Annotated in this window: 17 protein-coding genes, 1 pseudogene and 1 other annotated feature; of the genes and pseudogenes, 4 read left to right on the top strand and 14 right to left on the bottom strand. The window is 33.0% G+C overall.

The annotated features are described in order from the left end of the window. Window positions 1–335 precede the first annotated feature (335 nt). From BM319_RS13200 to BM319_RS13185, 4 genes are all read right to left on the bottom strand, one after another. Window positions 336–1,877, bottom strand: coding sequence for a response regulator (locus BM319_RS13200; RefSeq protein WP_091023080.1), 1,542 nt, complete (start codon window positions 1,875–1,877; stop codon window positions 336–338). Between the two features lie 18 nt (window positions 1,878–1,895). After that, a complete protein-coding gene (locus tag BM319_RS13195) occupies window positions 1,896–3,317 on the bottom strand; it encodes a sensor histidine kinase (RefSeq protein ID WP_091023078.1) in 1,422 nt (473 codons plus the stop codon). Then, on the bottom strand, window positions 3,307–4,299 hold the full coding sequence (locus BM319_RS13190) for a sugar-binding protein (protein ID WP_069035353.1): 993 nt from the start codon (window positions 4,297–4,299) through the stop codon (window positions 3,307–3,309). The genes BM319_RS13195 and BM319_RS13190 overlap by 11 nt, the downstream gene beginning before the upstream one ends. A gap of 430 nt (window positions 4,300–4,729) precedes the next feature. Continuing rightward, window positions 4,730–5,980, bottom strand: a complete 1,251-nt coding sequence (locus BM319_RS13185; RefSeq protein ID WP_069035354.1) for a dicarboxylate/amino acid:cation symporter — start codon at window positions 5,978–5,980, stop codon at window positions 4,730–4,732. 239 nt (window positions 5,981–6,219) lie between these two features. On the opposite strand from BM319_RS13185, the gene dcuS reads away from it, so the two are divergent. After that, complete coding sequence (dcuS, locus tag BM319_RS13180) at window positions 6,220–7,830, top strand: DcuS/MalK family sensor histidine kinase (RefSeq protein WP_069035355.1); 1,611 nt, start codon at window positions 6,220–6,222, stop codon at window positions 7,828–7,830. Beyond that, window positions 7,823–8,536, top strand: coding sequence for a response regulator (locus tag BM319_RS13175; protein ID WP_091023076.1), 714 nt, complete (start codon window positions 7,823–7,825; stop codon window positions 8,534–8,536). The genes dcuS and BM319_RS13175 overlap by 8 nt, the downstream gene beginning before the upstream one ends. A gap of 479 nt (window positions 8,537–9,015) precedes the next feature. Here the strand turns inward: BM319_RS13175 and BM319_RS24375 are convergent, their stop codons facing one another. Together BM319_RS24375 and BM319_RS24735 are read right to left on the bottom strand one after the other, a co-directional pair. After that, window positions 9,016–9,216, bottom strand: a complete 201-nt coding sequence (locus tag BM319_RS24375; RefSeq protein WP_139116382.1) for a hypothetical protein — start codon at window positions 9,214–9,216, stop codon at window positions 9,016–9,018. Window positions 9,217–9,451: 235 nt separating this feature from the next. Next, window positions 9,452–9,625 carry a hypothetical protein gene (locus BM319_RS24735; protein ID WP_175403535.1) on the bottom strand — a complete coding sequence of 58 codons (174 nt, stop codon included), beginning with the start codon at window positions 9,623–9,625 and terminating at the stop codon, window positions 9,452–9,454. Window positions 9,626–10,045: 420 nt separating this feature from the next. Here BM319_RS24735 and BM319_RS13170 point away from each other — a divergent pair, with 420 nt between their 5' ends. Next, window positions 10,046–10,486, top strand: coding sequence for a cupredoxin domain-containing protein (locus BM319_RS13170; RefSeq protein WP_069035357.1), 441 nt, complete (start codon window positions 10,046–10,048; stop codon window positions 10,484–10,486). Between the two features lie 166 nt (window positions 10,487–10,652). Here the strand turns inward: BM319_RS13170 and BM319_RS13165 are convergent, their stop codons facing one another. The 3 genes and pseudogenes from BM319_RS13165 to BM319_RS13160 form a co-directional block, all read right to left on the bottom strand. After that, entirely contained in the window at window positions 10,653–11,093 is a 441-nt protein-coding gene (locus BM319_RS13165) for a hypothetical protein (protein WP_069035358.1), read from the bottom strand. A 333-nt stretch (window positions 11,094–11,426) separates the two neighbouring features. Then, window positions 11,427–11,600: pseudogene (locus BM319_RS25115) on the bottom strand (ABC transporter permease); the annotation flags it as partial. A gap of 15 nt (window positions 11,601–11,615) precedes the next feature. Continuing rightward, window positions 11,616–12,968, bottom strand: a complete 1,353-nt coding sequence (locus BM319_RS13160; RefSeq protein WP_091023074.1) for an amino acid permease — start codon at window positions 12,966–12,968, stop codon at window positions 11,616–11,618. 60 nt (window positions 12,969–13,028) lie between these two features. Beyond that, window positions 13,029–13,264: a binding site (T-box leader), on the bottom strand. Between the two features lie 279 nt (window positions 13,265–13,543). Between BM319_RS13160 and BM319_RS13155 the strand changes: the two genes are divergently transcribed. Beyond that, window positions 13,544–13,786, top strand: coding sequence for a hypothetical protein (locus BM319_RS13155; protein WP_069035360.1), 243 nt, complete (start codon window positions 13,544–13,546; stop codon window positions 13,784–13,786). Window positions 13,787–13,949: 163 nt separating this feature from the next. Here the strand turns inward: BM319_RS13155 and pstA are convergent, their stop codons facing one another. From pstA to BM319_RS13130, 5 genes are all read right to left on the bottom strand, one after another. After that, window positions 13,950–14,837: a phosphate ABC transporter permease PstA gene (gene pstA, locus BM319_RS13150; protein WP_091023072.1), complete on the bottom strand. Its 888-nt coding sequence runs from the start codon at window positions 14,835–14,837 to the stop codon at window positions 13,950–13,952. Continuing rightward, window positions 14,834–15,730, bottom strand: a complete 897-nt coding sequence (gene pstC / locus BM319_RS13145) for a phosphate ABC transporter permease subunit PstC (protein WP_091023070.1) — start codon at window positions 15,728–15,730, stop codon at window positions 14,834–14,836. The genes pstA and pstC overlap by 4 nt, the downstream gene beginning before the upstream one ends. Before the next feature lie 69 nt (window positions 15,731–15,799). Further along, a complete protein-coding gene (locus BM319_RS13140; protein WP_069035363.1) occupies window positions 15,800–16,693 on the bottom strand; it encodes a phosphate ABC transporter substrate-binding protein PstS family protein in 894 nt (297 codons plus the stop codon). A gap of 401 nt (window positions 16,694–17,094) precedes the next feature. Beyond that, entirely contained in the window at window positions 17,095–17,991 is an 897-nt protein-coding gene (locus BM319_RS13135) for a phosphate ABC transporter substrate-binding protein PstS family protein (RefSeq protein WP_069035364.1), read from the bottom strand. Window positions 17,992–18,768: 777 nt separating this feature from the next. Further along, window positions 18,769–19,995, bottom strand: a complete 1,227-nt coding sequence (locus tag BM319_RS13130; protein ID WP_091023068.1) for a Zn-dependent hydrolase — start codon at window positions 19,993–19,995, stop codon at window positions 18,769–18,771. Window positions 19,996–20,005: the final 10 nt, after the last annotated feature.

The raw sequence follows: 20,005 nt of genomic DNA, 5'->3' as shown, positions 1-20,005 counted from the left end.
AAGGTTATCACGATTTTTATTGGAAACGCTTACCCATTTCCTTCACTCTTTTGTCTATTACCTGTACTAATTTACCCCACATCAGAAAACGTTTACATTCAGAATATTAAAACTAGCATTATCTTAACTTTGAGACATATTAGTGCAGTTAATTTCGATTTAATACAAAAAAGAGTCAAACAGAAACTCAATAAAAGTATGTACAAATTTAAAAACAATTCGTAAATACGATCATTAAGTACGTCGTTAGACTCTTTAAACAATAATTATTCAAATAAAGTAATTAATCATTTATTAGTTCAAATTTAAGTTTCCAAATTCTCCTCTAATTCTCTTTAAATATTCATTAAAACTTTCTTCCTATATTCCTTAGGAGACTCATTCGTACATTTTTTAAATACTCGACTAAAGTAATTTGGATCATTATAGCCCACTTGGTAACAAATTTCTTTTAAATTCAATTCTCTTTTTTCCATTAATTGTTTTGCTTTATTGATTCTCAAATTCATTAAATAATCACTGAAAGTCTCACCTGTTTGTTTTTTAAATAGTTTACTAAAGTAGACCGGATTCAATTTTAAATAGTTGGCCACTTGCTCAAGTGAGAGATCCTCTATGAAGTGATGAGCGATATATTCCCTGGCCAATATCATGAGATGATTCGTTTTGATTTCTTTTTCTCGATCGATCTTTGTAATTAAATGAATGATTTGTTGCTCCACAAACATCTTCAATTCACTGATTTCGTTAATTTCTGGAATATGAAATTTCTCAACTTCAATCGATGAACTACGGAGAGATTGGAAAACATGATTAAATAATGAATTTAATTCCCTTCTAACTTGCTTAACATTATAATTAACAAATCTTTCATACAAATAATTAAATTGGTTCATAACGTCTTCTAAATCAGCTTTTCTAAAAGTATCAATTAAAACTTGTTTTTCCTCGTCCGAAATACTTAAAGAAAGATTTACTGAATGCAGATTAACACGTGTTAACTCATCACATTCTAAACTTGCATGAAATGCCTCATTATAAGATTGTCGTAATCCTTCAATCCCTTGCTTTAAAGACCCGATACCAATCACTGTTTGATAACCAGTTTGATTTTCTATATATTCAATGGTTTTTAAAGCATCTTGATAGAGTACAAGCGATTGTAGATCAGCTTCTTGGTTTGGCTGTACTGGAATAAATATGGCTAATTGGCCATCTACAACAGGGCTGATTAAACAATTCCTCGAAGATTTCATAAAATGCCTTACGCATTCATAAATTCTCCTCTGCTCCTTGTCATTTTGACTAATTTCTTTTGGCAATTTAATGACGTTCGCATAACCTAATTCGATTTCAAAACCGAGAATACTAGATAGTTGAGACACATTAAGTTCCTGAACAGTATTAAACATTAACATTAACGTATATTCATTTTCAGTGAGAGGACGTATAATCGATAAATTTTCAATAGCCTCTAATTCTTGTAATCTTTTCTTATGATCTTCTTCTATTTCATCGATCATCTTTTGAAGCAAAGAGATAATATGATCCTTTTTAGCTGGCTTTAAGATATAATCTTTAACCCCTAATGAAATGGCCTCTTGTGCATACGTAAAATAGTCATATGCCGTGACAATGAATATTTTCGTATCAGGTAGTTTTTGTTTTATAACTGAAACAGCTTCAAGTCCTTGAATACCAGGCATTTTTATATCCATAAAGATAATATGAGGCTGGTATTCTATTGATTTTTCAATCGCAACTCGTCCATTTTCAGCTTGTTCAAATTGAAATTGATTAGTCATTGAACGGTTAATCATCAATTCCAGTCCCTCACGCTCTAATGGTTCATCATCAACAATTAATAAACGATACATAGGTTTCCTCCTTCAATTTTAAAATTTTGATGAGACAGGAAGCTTTAAAATAATGGTTGTCCCTTTATTTCTTTCACTTTTGATATCAACAATATCTTCTTCTCCATAAAAGAGGCGCCAGCGTTTAAACACATTTGTTGTACCTAATCCAGTTGAGCTTTTTTGAGAGATGATCGGCATAGACGATGTTAAAAGAGCCTCTCTAGTCTCCTCTTTCATACCAGCACCATTATCATAAATTTCAATGTAAATATAGTTATCATGATTCTTTATCGTAATCCCAATTACAGCTCCTTGTTCCATCCCTTCAATACCGTGTATAAATGCGTTTTCAAGAAGTGGTTGCAATGTTAAACAAGGAACTTTATTTCCTAAACAAGACTCCTCTATATTTAATTCGAAGCGTACACGATCTCTAAACCTCGCCTTTTGAATCGAAAAATATTCCTCAGCATTTCTAACTTCTTCCAAAAGCGTTACAGGCTCGTCTAATTTTCGTAAATTATAACGTAGCAAATTCGAGGTCGATACAGTTAGATCACTCGTCTGTTCAGCCCCTTCAATATAAGCTAACTTAGATATAACGTTTAACGTATTGAACAGGAAATGCGGGTTTATCTGACTTTGTAAAGCTTTTAACTCAAGTTCCTTAACAAGGCGATCCTTCTCTACTATTTCAATATTTTTCATCATTAAATTACTTAAATTTTTGGACATTTCATTCAGGATTTTACCAAGAATACCGATTTCATTATTTCGATACAGTGTAGGAGGATCCACATTAAAATTACCTTTACCAATTTGTTTAGCCATATAAACTAATCGATTGATTGGAATGACAATACTTCTAGACAACCATATTGCAAAAACAATACTAATGATAGTCGTTATAACGAACAACTGGACACCTAATTGATTCATTGACTGAGTATTTGCAATAATCTTTCGAAAAATAGGCTGATAATTACTAAGCTCTAAATCAACTAAGTTTTGACTATCTTCTCTAATAAACCCTGAGATTTTCTCTATATCTCGGTATTGATCTGTATAGCTTGAAAAATTTTGAGAGACTAAATTATCTGTAATGGATGATTCTAATTCTAAAAAAGAATCGATCATATGGGTAAAGTTTTCTAACACAAGCTGATTATTTTTAGTAGCATTATGTGTTAACAATTCCTTTTTTAACTTTTGTAAATTGCTTTTATGCTGCAAAATCGATCGATAGTTTTTTGGCTGTGGATTAATAATATAACTACTCACCAAGCTTAAATTCTCCTGAGTTTCAGAAGAGATTTGTTTATATAAAAATATTTTATTAATCATTAAATTATAACTCTCTTGAACTTTCTTACCATTTTCAAAAATAAAAAATGAAACTAGATTTAATAAAATAACTAGAATAGGAATAAAAATAAACAACTTTGTCCTAATTTTCAACGTTTCTCCTCCTGATCAACGTTTCTTTCGTCACCACCTCGGTTGGTGTAAAATTTTCTTTATTAATCACTTTTCCATGTAACCAGTCGATTAATAATCCTACAGATTGAAAGCCCATTTCATATGGCTTTTGAATCACAGTTGCTTTGATGGAATCATCTTGAACTGCTTGGAGTGTGCCTTCAATGTTATCAAATCCAAATATCTCAACTTGATTTAACTTTAAATTTTTTGATGCATTCAAAATACCAATTGCATCTAATGCACTCGTACCAACCATAACTGAAATGTCTTTATTATTACGTAGCATACTTTCAGTTTGAAGTTTTGCTTGAATAATCGATATATTAGAGGACTCGATATCCTTTACTACTAGTTTCGGATGCTTTTTAACAATACTTAAAAAGCCATTTAATCTCGCCTGCTGACTTTCTGATTTTTCGCTCCCTATAATAACGCCAATTTTTCCAACACCATTCGTTTCCTCTACAACAACTCTACCTAACTGCTCTCCCGCGCTAAAATTATTTGTACCAACATAAGCAATACGCTTACTTTTTGGCGCATCTGTATCAATTGTAATAACAGGAATATGTTGTGTAACCGCTTTATTAATTACGGGCGAAAAAGTATTCTCATCAAGACTTTGTACGATAATACCATCCACCTGAGAAGCAATTGCCTTTTCTAATAACTTAATTTGTTCTTCCGGACTTGTACGTAAAGGACCAATATATTCAACATTTACTCCATATTTTTCTGCAGCAACATCTGCCCCTTCTTGTACTTTCCTCCAATAAGGATTATCAAACTCCTGCGAAATAAGGACAAAATGGAGTTTTTTCTTCGGTTCTACTTCCCGATCCTGTAATTTTTGAACTGAATTTTCAATATTTCTAGCATTTATTTCAAAATGAATAAGTACATAAACAAACAATAAAAAAAGCACGCTTAAAATAATCGACCATTTTTTCTCTTCCATAACGCCCTCCAGTCCTATATTAAAATAGTACATTTTGATTATACAGTTTACAAGACTATTAGACTTTACAATTTTTTCCCTTTTATGTTAATTACTAATTTTCCCAATTGTTTTATAAATAAGTTTGACGTTTTACTACACTTTATTTGTTAGTCAAACATCTCTCATAAAATTTTAAATCGATATATTGAAATTTTTTCAAAAAAAAATGATCTCCTTTCTATAAATAGGAGATCATTTTCATAAATTTTATTGTATCTATGTATTTTATTCCTCTTACAAACCCAAGAATTTTAACCAATCTCAATAACCATTGGTTGACTCAAAAAAGTGCACAAAATATCTGTGCACTTTTACAATATGGTTTCTATAATTTTTTTCTTTCACTTAATTTGTCCAGAATTAAAAATGTTGGATCACATTTTCTAACTTAAACTGTCATTTTTGTTTCCTCAAACTCGTAGATCGGATGATATTCCCCTTCAGACTTTGATACTACAACAGTAGCAACACCGTTTCCAATAAGATTAGTAACTGCGCGTGCTTCCGACATGAAACGGTCAACACCAAGAATGAGTGCCATTCCCTCTACTGGGATGGATGGAAATACCGCTAATGTTGCGGCTAATGTCACAAATCCGGAACCAGTAACTCCCGCAGCGCCTTTAGAAGTCAGCATTAATACTCCTAGTAACGTAATCTGCTGCAAAATGCTTAAATCAGCTCCATAAGCTTGTGCTATAAACAATGCTGCCATTGAGAGATAGATAGATGTTCCATCAAGATTAAAAGAATAACCTGTTGGAATAACTAGCCCTACTACTGATTTTGAACATCCATATTTCTCAAGCTTTTCCATCATTTTCGGCAACGCTGCCTCAGATGATGAAGTTCCAACAACAAGGAGGATTTCTTCTTTTATATAAGCAATAAATTTAAAGATATTAAAACCGAACATTTTAGCAATTCCGCCAAGAACTAGAACAATGAATAAAGCCATTGTTAAGTAAACAGAACCCATTAGTTTTCCAAGATATAACAGAGAGCCGATACCGAATTCTCCAATTGTATATGCCATCGCACCGAATGCGGCTAATGGAGAGACTTTCATGATAATATTTACAATTCCGAAGAACACTTCAGTCAATTTTTCAAAAAGCTCTATAACCGGTTTGCCTTTATTGCCTAAATGGGCAAGAGAAATGCCAAACATTATGGCTAGTAGAAGCACTGGTAGAAGCTGACCATTTGCAAATGCTCCAATAAAGCTATCAGGTATAATTGAGGCGATAAAGTCCATAAAACCATGGCTTGTTTCCGCAGCTGCCTTAGTAAATTGCGTAATATCTCCTTTTCCTGAAGTTGCATCAATCCCTTTACCCGGCTTTAATATATTTGCAACAATGATACCAATCACTAAAGAGATTGTCGAAACGATTTCAAAATAAAGTAAGGCCTTTCCACCAATTTTGCCAACTTTCTTTATATCCCCCATACCCGCAATTCCAATCACAATGGTTAAGAAAATAATCGGTGCAATCACAACTTTTACTAGTTTTATAAAAATATCAGCAATAACCTTTAACTGTGAACCGAAATCTGGAAATGCGAACCCTACCAAAACACCTAGAAAAATACCAAGAATAACTTGAGTTGTAAGACTTTTAAAATTAATCCTCAATGCCCTTATCCTCCAATCACTTTTTTGAAAACGATTACATTTTTTCGAATTATTTACATGTTACAATTTTGTGAACATTATAAATAGTTAAATTAACTTTTTAAATTGTTTTGTAATTAAAGTAAGTAACAAAATCACGATGTTTCGTTCAATTGGGCTATATTTTATAGTAAATTGGAAAAGTATGAATAAAATCATGCTAACTTTTAATAATTACTAGTAATTTTACGGAGGTAAATGTGCGCGATCAGCGATTTAGATTTAAATTAAGTACAATTATCATTTTTTTTGTTTGTTTAGTTGTTCTACTCTCTTTAATGATTACTGATTTATTAATAAGTAACAATGTCAGTAATAAACTTATAAAAAATCAAGAAGAAAAGGCCATAATTGTAGCCAGAACTGTTGCTAAATCACAACTTGTAATTGATGAAATAAGTGACAAACAGCCCACTACTGCAATTCAAGATTATACAAAGGACATTCAAACCGCCACAAATGTATTATTTATTGTTGTAATGGATATGAACGGAATCCGTAAATCCCATCCAAACCCAGAAAAAATTGGCAAACATTTTGTTGGTGGTGATGAAAAAGCAGCACTAAAGGGTAAAGAATATATATCGATTTCACATGGTACATTAGGTGAATCAGTTCGTGCTTTTACCCCTATATACAATGGAAGAAATGAACAAATCGGCGTAGTAGCAGTCGGAATATCACTTAAGAGTGTAGAGTCCGTACTTGGCAAAAGTCATTGGAACATTCTGATCGTTACTGTTCTTGGTTTAATAATAGGCATTATTGGTGCCATTTTACTTGCAAGGTATATTAAAAGGATATTGCTGGGACTCGAACCCTTTGCCATTGCAAGGATTCTTGAGGAGAGGAGTACAATGCTCCAATCCGTTCATGAGGGAATTATCGCAGTCGATAATCAATCAATCATTACCTTGGTAAATAAATCAGCATTACAAATCTTTCAAAAGGCTGGGCTTTCTCAAAAACCTGTTGGCATGAAAATAGATGAATATATGCCATCAACAAGATTGGATTATGTTTTGGAAACAGGTAAACCTGAATTAGATGAAGAACAAAACATAAACGGTATCTCCATCCTCGTTAACCGAGTTCCTCTTCTAGTAAATGGTGAAGTCGTAGGGGCGATTTCCACTTTCCGAGATAAGACCGAAGTAAATCAGTTAGCCGAACAATTAACTGGGGTAAAAATGTATGCGGAATCCCTTCGCGCCCAGTCCCATGAATTTATGAACCGACTTCACGTCATTCTTGGGATGGTCCAAATGAAATCCTATGATGAATTATCAGATTTTATCCGGACTTTAGTAAACTATCAAAATCAAGAATTTGGAAATATTACTCAACATATTAAAGACCCTGCTCTGGCCGGATTTATTATGGGAAAATTAAGTTATGCCAGGGAAGAAAATGTAGAGCTATCTTTTGAATGTAATAATGTCATACCAGAGCCAAAAGACCCTCAGTTCACTCAAGAATTAATAACCATTCTTGGGAATTTGATTGATAATTCGATAGAAGCAATGTCTGATACTGATGAAAAAACATTGGAAGTAAATTTTAATTACACTGAGAAATTTTTAACAATCGAAGTTTTAGATTCAGGACCTGGAATGTCTGATGAACTACAAAAGAAAGTATTTGAAAAAGGTTTTTCCACAAAAGGAGAAAATCGTGGCTATGGCCTTTATTTGGTTGCAAATAGCATTCAAAACCTAAATGGGGGATTAATTATCGACTCAAAATTACAGTTAGGGACTGAATTCCATATACAAATTCCATATGAAGAAAAGAGGTATGATCATGATTAAGGTCTTAATTGTAGAAGATGATCCGATGGTTGCTGAATTCAACAAACGTTATCTTAAAGAGATTAAAGGTTTCAGTTTATTAGGAATTACTCATTCCGTGAAAGATGCCATTAAATTCCTTAAAAATGAACAGGTAGACCTTATTTTACTAGATGTTTACATGCCTGGTTCGACTGGACTTGAATTACTTAGCTTTATTAGAGAACAAAATATGGCAGTAGATGTCATTCTAATAACTGCAGCTGCAGACAAAGAAAAAATCCATACAGCTATAAGATATGGTGCAATAGATTATCTAATTAAACCGTTTGAGTTTGAAAGATTTAATCAGGCCTTGATGAGATATAAAGATAAATATAATTTTTTTGCAACTAAAAATTTGTTTAGTCAGGAAGATTTAGATGAACAGTTCTTTAGTATCGATCAAAAACCTATTGGAGACGCAATGAGTAATTTGCCTAAAGGCTTAACTAGCAGTACTTTACAGGTAGTCCTAAATGTGATCAAGTCAAAAGGAAACAATCAGTTTACAACTGATGATATCTCTGAGACTACCCTTATATCACGAGTGTCGATACGAAAATATTTGAAGTTTCTAACCAGTCTTGGTGCTCTTGAAGAGTCATTAACATATGGAATTGGAAGACCAGTCTATTTGTACACTCTAAAATTAGATAAACTCAATCAAGTGAATACATTACTTTAAAAGTGGCCTTGCCACTTTTTTTAATTTTAGGCTCTGTTAAACTATAATGTTGATTTTTGCGTACTAAAAAAGCCTATTTTCTGATATGATCCCCTTATAGTAGACACGTGAAAAAGCCTATCTGATAAAATGGATAGGCAGTCTACTATAGGGGGATCTATTATGGCTTTAAAAGGAACAAAATTTAAACACTATTCAATTGAACTAAAACTAAAGGCAGTAAAATTATATGAGGATGGCAATGGAAGCAAGAAAAACCCATTTTATAATTCTTAATTAATTGTATACTTCATACGACTTAGATAACTTGAAGGAATTTAACCTTTTTTACATAAAATATCGGTTCATATTTATGAAGATAATCTGTCATTTTGTAGGATTATAATAAATTCTACTCACTGCATTTGTGTATTCAACATCTCCAATTGAGTGCACCTGCTGAAAGACTTTTGGAGAATGAGAACCTAACGGAACTAACATTAATTGTTTTTATCTTTATAGGAACGATCAGCGTTTACTCTGTTATCGAAATTGATTGTAAAAAAGAAAAGGTATGGTAAGATCCAATCGTAGTAAGAAAAGCCATCATTAAATGATTCTTTTATAACTACTGTACTCTTACTGCTCAGGGCTAATTCAACAGCATTTAATGGTTGGTTATTTTTATAGGTAACTACCATTGAACTGAGGATCTGCCATTATCCATTTTCTTATTTTAGAAATATATATTTCTACGACGACGTGACCTGCACCATATTGTCTGGTCTCACAATCCTGTGTTTTTAATGATAATATTCTCGAGCGAAGTCCCAAAGCATTTAAACACCCATTTAGAACTACTGCATATTCACAAACTTGCTCTAAAATATATAAAGGATCAGAGTGATTGGGTACGTTTTCACCATTATGCTCCCATTAACTATTTACCCAATTCATTACAGCTTTCACTTTTGCCAAATCGTCCATATCATCATTAATTAGGCTTCTTAATTTATACCTCTCACGAAGTTCTTTTAGATATTGATGGTTGTAATCAAGCCATAAAAACTTATCTTGAGTCCGAATTTCTTCAAAAGAAAAGGTAATCATTATAAGTCCTCCATATAATTACATAACATTGATTATCTAATAAATTCTACTCAAAAGTCTATTTATCTCTTTGACTAAAAATAACCTTCTAATTCAAAATAAAATTCTCATCATTATCATTCCTTATTCTACTAATCTGCCATTTAGCGTGATAAAAAAATCGACTATAAAGCCGATCATGTTGTTCAACTACATCATAGTTATGGTAAATTCATATCTCGCAATTTAGACTGATGTTTCAGTTGCTTATCCATTTTAAAGAATAGCCAATTCATTTCAAATTATCTTGAACTAGATCTCGAGTCGCTTTAATGAACTAAAGTAGAATTTAGATGAAGAAGAAAATTTTCATTAGATTTTCATTTCATTTTTATATTGTAAGTTTTAGTAGTTATCAAATTTAGGAGGAGTAATCTACTTATGAAAAAGAGAATGGGATTAATATTTACTGCAATAGCTTTGATGGTAATAATGTTAAGTGCTTGTGGAAGTGCTTCTAAAAATACTTCCAAAGATGCAACATCTAACAAAAAGTCGGATACCACAGTACAAACATCAAAAACTGCAAATCCATCATCTAAAAATTCAACAACAGGAAATGTAGTTGATATTAAGGTTATGGCGAAGGATTTTGCATATGATAAAAAAGAAATTCATGTTAAAAAAGGAGATAAGGTAAGAATCACTCTTCATAGTGATGATGGGGGACATGGTTTTACTCTTCCAGCATTTAATGTAAACATTCAAGGTAATAAGAGTGCTGAATTTATAGCAAATAAAACAGGCACTTTTGAATACCACTGTTCTATATTCTGTGGATCAGGACATACTCAAATGACAGGAAAATTAATCGTAGAATAGTCTATAAACTAAAAAGAGAGTTCAAATTGAATGTTAAACGACTGTCAATCATAGACAGTCGTTTTTGATTTAAAAAATCAACATTTTACTTTAACTGAGCCAATATTTTAGTAATAATATACTTGTGTTTTCTTCAACTAAAGCATGCTTTAGTTAAATAAGATACTTAAAGTTTTTCAATTGAAAAAACCAAGTCATCAAAATTCGTTTCAAAACCAAAGTCATTGCAGTAATAAATAAATATACCGTCTTTCTCTTCAACTATCATACCCGATGAGTATGACTGTGATTCCCTTCCATCGCCTTCATCCCAGATATTGTATAAACTTAGATATCCATTTTTTGAATGACATTTGCAAATAATCTCCTTGGGAGAAGTGTCTTCCCATAAATTAATACTCGGGTAGATTTCTTCATTAAGAGCTGGTATTTCAATCCCCTTATCTGTTCTTAACCAAATACCTTGCCTATGTAATGATCCTTTATTAATAAATTTAATTTTTATTAATTGTTGATCTACTATTGGTTGTACTTCCCATTTAATAACGTCGCTCATTCCCTTTTCAGAAAATGACTTACTATAAATTCGCTCAATCCCAATGTCCATTTCTCTTCTCCAATTCGTGTATGTTATATGTATTTTACACTATAAATTTACAAATTCCTTATTCAACTAAACTGTCTGATAGATGAATAAGAAAATCAACAATCTTCATTAACAGAGCCTAATTTTAAAACGTTGAAAAGGGGTAGGTTGAAATGAAGAGTAACCTGAAAGAAGCAGTAATACAGCTATACTCCAAAGTAGTGGCAAAAGCTCTAGCAGAGGCTGCAATTCAGCCAAAGAAAAGAATTACTTCTGCAAATTAAATTAGAAAAAAATAAAAAAGGCACTGACTTTGATGGTCAGTGCCTTTTTCAATACTAGTTTTTTGTTATTTTAGGACGGAGACTGAAATCTCGCAGCTTCAAAATGAGTACTAACATCGCCATCTACATTTGCTCCGATTACACCAGCAATACTACTCTCGGCAAAAATCTCAATCTTATCTAAAGCATTAAGTTTCTGTATCGTCGAAACATTAACAGCATTCCCGAAGTTTATTGGACCAAAGGAATACTATCTCATTTACAAGTTTTTATTAAGGCGACTTTTCCATAAATACGTTATCGTAATAAAGAGATAGATGCAAAGTGTAATAATCGTTACGATAATAGGTGTCGTGAAGATGATTCCGATTAGAATCATCATTAAAGCGATGATCACAGCCCAAGTCGTATATGGAAACCATTTAACTGCATAGTCACTTGACTTAATAGGTGACTGTTTACGTGATTTCAAATGGGCAATAGCAATGATTAACCAGATGAATAATACGGTATATCCTAGCGATCCCATCAAGAAATCAAAGGTCTTGCTTCCTGCAAATAAAGAAATTAGAACACCGCCAAGTAAAGTGGAAGTACACATTAATATTGCGTATACTGGAACTTTCCTTTTAGATAATCTTGAAAAGATCTTTGGAATGCGACCGTCCGCAGATTGCGTATACAGAACGCGGGATGAACCATATAAGCCAGAGTTCATCGATGAAATAATCGCTATTAAAACAACAGCGTTCATTATATGATCAGCTCCAGGAATCCCTATCATTTTAAAGACCATCACAAATGGACTTTCAGGCACCCCGTTTACTTTGTTCCAAGGAATTAAACTAACGATGATGAAAAATGGAATGATATAGAAAGAAATGATTCTGACCAATGTACTTCGAACAGCTTTTGGTACCACTTTTTCGGGATTTTTCGTTTCTGCTAATGTTACCCCAATTATTTCAGTACCACCATATGAATAAATTACCACCAGCATAGCCGAGATCAAACCAGTTGATCCATTCGGAAAGAAACCACCATGGTCTGTTAGATTAGAGAAACCTACTGCTTTATGATCACCAAAATTCACTAGTAACAGCACTAATCCAGCCAAGATGAACACAATGATGACAGTAATTTTAATTAAAGCAAGCCAGTACTCCGTTTCTGCAAAAACCTTTACTGATAGCAAGTTGATTGTTGTAACTACCACAGAAACAATTAATGCTAGTATCCAGATTGGATAGTCAGGTAACCAATATTGGATGAAAATGGCAGCAACGATTGACTCGGCCGTGATGTTCAATACCCACATTTTCCAATAAATCCAATCAAGGAAATAAGCAGGATACTTTCCTAAAATAGATTGGACAAGATCCCTGAATGTTCTTGCATCGCTATTGCGAACCGCCATTTCAGCTAACCCTTGCAAGATAAATAATAAGATGATGCCTCCTAGCAAGTAAGCAATTATTATGGATGGGCCAGCCATATCAATTGCTGAACTACTTCCCTTAAATAAACCTGCCCCAATGGCACCTCCTAATGCCATCATCGTAATATGTCTTGACGTCATTGTCCTTTGTAAATTCCGTTTTTCCGTTTTCATATCCTAACCTCCCCAAAAATCAAAAAAGGCATATCATCTCATTCTTCATAATCAAATGAAGAAAGAGACGATATGCCTTAGCTTACCGCGGTACCACTCTTATTGGCTCTTTTGTGAACCCTACTTTAAAAACCTTATAACGTAGGTCATTCGTTAAAACAAGAGAAAAGATTAAATCTAATCTTTCGCTTTACCACTCCCAGGCAAGTTCAAAGTATCATTGGACTGCGTTGCACCAAACCGCAGCTCTCTTAACCTAATAATTAACTTTTACTACTCCTGATCTTTGCGTTTTGATAAATATTTCTGAATATTTTTTATAATAACTAATACTATACGGACGTGAAGCAAACTTGTCAACAGTTTTTTTAGGATAATTATTTTTAAAAAACAAATCATAAACGTATTGGTTCAATAGCAAAATAAATCTGTAAAATCCTTTTATTTAAGTATCAAAATCCAAATAAATCAAACGATTTTAGTTTCAAATATGACTATTTATCACTTCATTTTTAGTGGTCACATGTAAATAAATCTATGAAAAAAATTACTAAACGAAATGGAGAGTACCAAGAATGAATGAAATAATCGAAAGTTTGAAGAGCATACAAAATGAAATAAGCCTTAAGCTTAGCAATGCCTTCAACTTCTCAGAAGCCAATGATAAGCATAACCAAAATTCACATCACGATTATGCTGAATTATCTAAAGCTGCTAAAGAACAGTTAGAGCAAAATAAAGAACATCAAATAGCTAAGACAATTTTAAAACATTTAGAAACACTACTTAGTGAGGTTGATAAAATAAAAAACGCTTAACTTTAAACGTTACATAACATTATCGAAAAAAAGGATTTTTTCCTTTTGTATCAATAATATTTTTAATCAAAATAGCACTCCCAACATTATAAGTTCAGAACCAACTAATACAAAAAAATCTCTACGGAATCTTCCATAGAGATTTTAAAAAATACATATTTGATTATCTTTTTGCTCCTGTAAAGCGTCTATTTAAAAACTTTGCAAACAATCTAGCAAATAGATTAAATAAAAGGATCATTACAATTAGAACTGCAGCAGATTTTGTAGCAATGCTTTGCGCATCTGGAACGATACCTTCTGAATTTAATTTCCAGATATGAACTGTTAACGTTTCTGCTGGTCTAAAAATATTAAACGGGTTCATCGGTGTATTTAATGGAGCAGCATTATTTAGAATAGGCGTTGTAAGTCCAGCAGTATAAATTAATGCCGCTGCTTCACCAAAAATTCTTCCAGCTGCTAAAATAATTCCCGTAATTAATTGTGGAATTGCAGTTGGGATACTAATTTTAGTAATTGTTTGCCACTTTGTAGCTCCTAATCCAAGACTACCTTCTTTACTAGTTTTAGGAACATTTAATAACGCTGTTTCACTTACCCTTGTTAGACCTGGAAGATTTAAGATTGAAATCGCAAGTGCACCACCAATTAAAGTGTAACCCCATCCAGTCATTGTTACAAATACTAATAAACCGAATAAACCTACTACGATTGAAGGTAATGAAGCCAACGTTTCAATACATAATCTTAAGAAATTTAAAAAACGACCTGGTTTTGCATATTCTGCCATATAAATCCCAGCTCCTACTCCAATCGGAACTGAAATAATTAATGTTAACACTAAAATATAAAATGAATTAAAAAGTTGTGGTCCGATCCCACCACCGGCTTGAATATTACTAGGTTTTCCAAAAAGGAAATTAAAGTCCCAGAATCCCCAACCTTTAAAAATAATTTCGCTTAATAAAAATAATAATAGTATTACAACTAAACCAGCTATTAAACAAAGTATTCCCGTCCATATCTTATCCATTTTTCTTGCAATCATGATTCATATCCTCCTTTTCGTCCAATTAATCGAATGACTAGTATAAAGAGGAAGGATATTAGAAGTAAGATCATTGCTAGAGTCCATAGAGTGTTATTCCAAGCTGTACCATTTAATGTATTTGCCATATCCATTGTTAAAATTCCTGTTAAAGTTGCCGTTGGATCGAAAATACCATTAGGGAACTTAACTGTATTTCCGATTACCATTTGTACTGCTAACGCTTCACCAAAAGCACGAGCTAGACCTAAAACGATCGCAGTTAAAATATTTGTTTTTGCAGCTGGTACAATTGCCAACTTAATTGCTTGCCATCTAGTTGAACCTAGTCCGTATGATGCTTCTAAATATGTTCTAGGAACAGCTCGGACAGCATCAGATGCTATACTTGCAATTGTAGGTAAAATCATGATACTAAGCACAATAATCCCTGCAATTAAGCTAAACCCTACGCCACCTACTGTATTTCTAATTAGAGGAACTAATATTGTTACGCCAAGAAATCCATAAACTACTGAAGGAATACCAACTAGAATTTCCAATACAGGTATTAATACTTTTTCACCAAACTTCGGTGAAATAAAATTCATGAAAATCGCTAATGCAATCGCAATTGGTGCAGCAATAATTACAGCACCAACAGATACTAGTATAGATCCAACAATAAAGATTAAAGCACCATATGTTGGGTTTGAAGCATTATTTGGACTCCAATGTTTTGAAAACAAAATTTCACTTAACGATATATCATTTACTGTAAATGATTGGATTCCTTTACTTACAATAAATCCTATTATTGCTATTGTAATACCAATCATTAAGAAACCACATAAAGTTACAAGAGTTCTTCCAAGGTATTCAATTAGAAATAAGTTTCTTTTTTTGAAATTCATGATAAACCCCTATCATCCATTAATAAATTAGTTTGAGAGTTGGTATAAAACCAACTCCCATTTTTTATATTATTCTAAACCTGTCATTTTTGAAGCTGGGATGTAACCCATCTCTACTAACTTGTTAGCAAACTCATCGCCACTAATGAATTCAATATATTCTTTTACAGGAGATTTTGCATCGCCTTTTGTAATCATGTACTCGTAAGAATAGAATGGGTAATCACCTGCAACGATATTGTCTGTAGTAGATTCTTTTCCATCAATTTTCACAGTTTTTAAAGCATCTTTTTTATCGCCGATTAAATATGAATTAGCAAGATAAGAGATTGCTCCAGGAGTAGAGTTTACAGCTTGTTCAACTGCACCGTTTGAGTCTTGAACAGTTCCTACGCCATCATTAATCTTAACGTCTTTCATAATTTTCTTTTCAAACGCTGCACGAGTACCTGATGATGCTGGACGATTAATTACATTAATTTTCTCATCTTTACCGCCAACTTCTTTCCAGTTCGTTACTTTACCAGCGAAAATATCTTCAATTTGTTGAAGTGTAAGTGAATCTACACCAACGTCTTTATTTGTTACCATTGAGTAACCAACACCAGCAACTTTAGCTTCTACTAATGAACTTGCTAAAGATTTATCTTCTAATTTTTCAGCAGCAGGTACATCTGAGTTACCAATTTGAATTGCTCCAGTAGATACCTGGTTTACACCAGTACCACTACCGCCACCTTGAACTGTAATTGATACTTGTGGGAACTTCGCCATAAATTCAGTTGCCGCTTCGTCTGCTAATGGTTGTAACGCTGTTGATCCTGCAGCACCAATTGTTCCTGTTAATTCTACTTTTTTATCATCTGAAGTCTTGCCAGTTGTTTTTTCATCTTTATTAGAACATCCTGCTAACATACCCGTAATAGCCATTGCTGCAAATGTTAATTTTAATCCACGCTTCATTTTAAATCCCCCTAAAATGTTTGTTTTTATTTTTTATGTTGTTTTTAATTTTTGTTTGTTATCTCTTACAATCTCTACTTTAAAGTTTTTAAGTTAAGCAAGTTTTAATCAATCGTAAAGAAATTGTAAATCTTTTTAAGAGGTAGTATGTTTAATTGATTTATGGGCATTGAATGTAGCGATAAAATACTAATTGCTTATTAAAACTTGCTAAATATACATAAGAAAACTACTTAAAAGTAGCTTAACTTTTTAAGTAGTTTCAGATGCTGATCTATATTAAAAAAAATACGAACACATAGTGAACTTTATAAAGTTACTTCTTTGTTGACATACTAAAAGAAATACAAAAAGCTGACTCAAAAAGTCAAAGACCTTTTGAGTCAGCTTAAATTGAATTATTATTGTAAACCTGACATTTGTGAAGCTGGGATATAACCCATTTCAACTAACTTGTTAGCAAATTCATCGCCACTAATGAATTCAATATATTCTTTAACTGGAGATTTTGCATCGCCTTTTGTAATCATGTACTCATATGAATAGAATGGGTATGCACCAGATGTAATATTATCAGTTGAAGATTCTTTTCCATCAATTTTTACAGTTTTTAAAGCATCTTTTTTATCGCCGATTAAATATGAATTAGCAAGATAAGAAATTGCACCAGGAGTAGAGTTTACAGCTTGTTCAACTGCACCGTTTGAATCTTGAACAGTTCCTACGCCATCATTAATCTTAACGTCTTTCATAATTTTCTTTTCAAACGCTGCACGAGTACCTGATGATGCTGGACGATTAATTACATTAATTTTCTCATCTTTACCGCCAACTTCTTTCCAGTTCGTTACTTTACCAGCGAAAATATCTTCAATTTGTTGAAGTGTAAGTGAATCTACACCAACGTCTTTATTTGTTACCATTGAGTAACCAACACCAGCAACTTTAGCTTCTACTAATGAACTTGCTAAAGATTTATCTTCTAATTTTTCAGCAGCTGGTACATCTGAGTTACCAATTTGAATTGCTCCAGTAGATACTTGGTTTACACCAGTACCACTACCGCCACCTTGAACCGTAATTGAAACTTGTGGGAACTTCGCCATAAATTCAGTAGCCGCTTCATCAGCTAGTGGTTGTAATGCTGTTGATCCTGCAGCACCAATTGTTCCTGTTAATTCTACTTTTTTATCATCTGTAGTAGTCTTGCCAGTTGTTTTTTCATCTTTATTAGAACATCCCGCTAACATACCTGTAATAGCCATTGCTGCAAATGTTAATTTTAATCCACGTTTCATTATTGTTTGTCCTCCTAAGGAAAGTTATTATTTTCTACATCTCTAACTATAAAAAAGAATAATTAACCTAGTTTTAAACGATTGTAAATAATTCGTAAAGTTGGGATAGGAGGATAAATAAATGATAAAAATAAGACTCTCTAATTTTTAGAGAACCTAGCATGTTGTTATAAAACAACCATGCCTATTAATTAACAAATATTCGTAAAAGGAGTAGAGCGATGTTGATTTCCATTACAGGATGCTCGCTTTCCATGGGGCGAGACCTGAGCCTCCTCGGCAAAGCCTGCGGGGTCTCAGCCTTCCCGCTAATCCCATAGGAGTCGAGCACCCCTCCATTCCAATCAACTTATTCATCAAAAAATGACTACGATAAACCCTAATCAAATAGCCTTTACTTAGAGTAATCTAACTGTTTTATATTCATCAGATGTAGGTCAATTAAGATCGAAACTAATATTAAACTAAACAATCGAATTTGTTAAAAAAAGCTCAAAAAAAATAATTTTAACTTCTAAAAAAATCACTTCTATTGTTATTAAAATAATGAAATTGCTCTAACATATTAACTTTTAGAACCATTAAAAGGCCATACAAAAAATGCTATTTATCATAATTAAATGTTCCCTAAAAGTCCATTTTCTCTATTGAAAATTTTTATATTCCACCACTCTGTAAGACTCTCTAATTATTTTAGAGAGTCTAAAGAAGCAATCTATTTCGTTTACGACTAGTGAAAAACATACAAAGTATTACTAGTAGTTTCGAAATAAAGCCTTATTTATTCACTTTTTCAACGCATAGTTTTAATACAGCATTAAGTAAAACATTCGCACCTTTAGTACAATCTTCATATGAAGTTAACTCATCTTCACGATGACTATATCCATTTACACTTGGTACAAAAATCATAGCAGTTGGAATATATGAAGCAATAAATTGAGCATCATGGCCGGCACCGCTATACATACGATTTTCTTTATATCCTAACTCTTTGCAAGCAGATTCCACAGCATTTACGACTTCTTCATCAAAGTTAACTGTGTCTCGATCCCATAGGCGTGTGGATTTGATTGGACAGCCACTTATAGTTTTTGGCAGTTCTTCCACCATTCGTGTAACTTCTGCAATAACACTCGGATCCTTATGTCTCGCCTCTAAAGTAAAGGTTACTTCTGAAGGAATGACCGTGTGAATATTTGGATATGCATTTATACGACCGATTGTGTAAACTAGTTCTGAATCTAGTCTTTGTAATTGCTTTTGTAAATCGACCACAACATTGGCAGCAGTGAACATCGGGTCTTTGCGCATGCTAATTGGTGTCGTACCTGCATGGTTGGATTCTCCAAATACAGAGATTTCATAGCATACCATTCCTAGTACACCTTCTACTACTCCGATTTCTAAGTTTTTCCGTTCCAGTACAGGACCCTGTTCAATATGTAGTTCGATATACGCGCTAGCTTCTTTTAAGCGATTTGCTTTTGAACCTTCGAAACCGCTTTCATTTAGTGATTTTTCGAATGTAATTCCATTTTTATCAGTAGAAGCAATCATTTTCTTTTTATCAAATTTACCTGATAGCACGCCAGAAGACATAAGAGATGGCTCAAATCTTGCTCCTTCTTCATTTGTAAAATTGACAACTGTAATTGGATAATCTAATTCGATCTTTTCATCTATTATTGTATAAACAGTCTCTAAAGCTGTGAGTACACCTAGTACGCCGTCGAAACGTCCTCCCTTAATAACTGAGTCTAAGTGTGAACCAATTACAATTGGAGGCAAGTTTTGTTTCCCCGGTAAAGTGGCATACATATTTCCCATATCATCATGCTTTACTGTCATTCCCACTTCTTCACATAACGCCTGAAATTTCCTCCTTGCAGCAAGATCTTCAGGAGATAATGCTAGTCTAGTTACTCCATTGTTTTCCGTTTTACCATACTCACTAAACAACTCAATTAATTTTTGAAGCCGATTAGCATTCGCCTTGATCATATGAAGGCCT

This window comes from Bacillus sp. UNCCL81, assembly GCF_900112535.1.
In the GTDB taxonomy this organism is placed as follows: Bacteria; Bacillota; Bacilli; order Bacillales; family Bacillaceae_G; genus Gottfriedia; species Gottfriedia luciferensis_B.
This window is presented reverse-complemented; position numbering and strand designations above follow the sequence as displayed.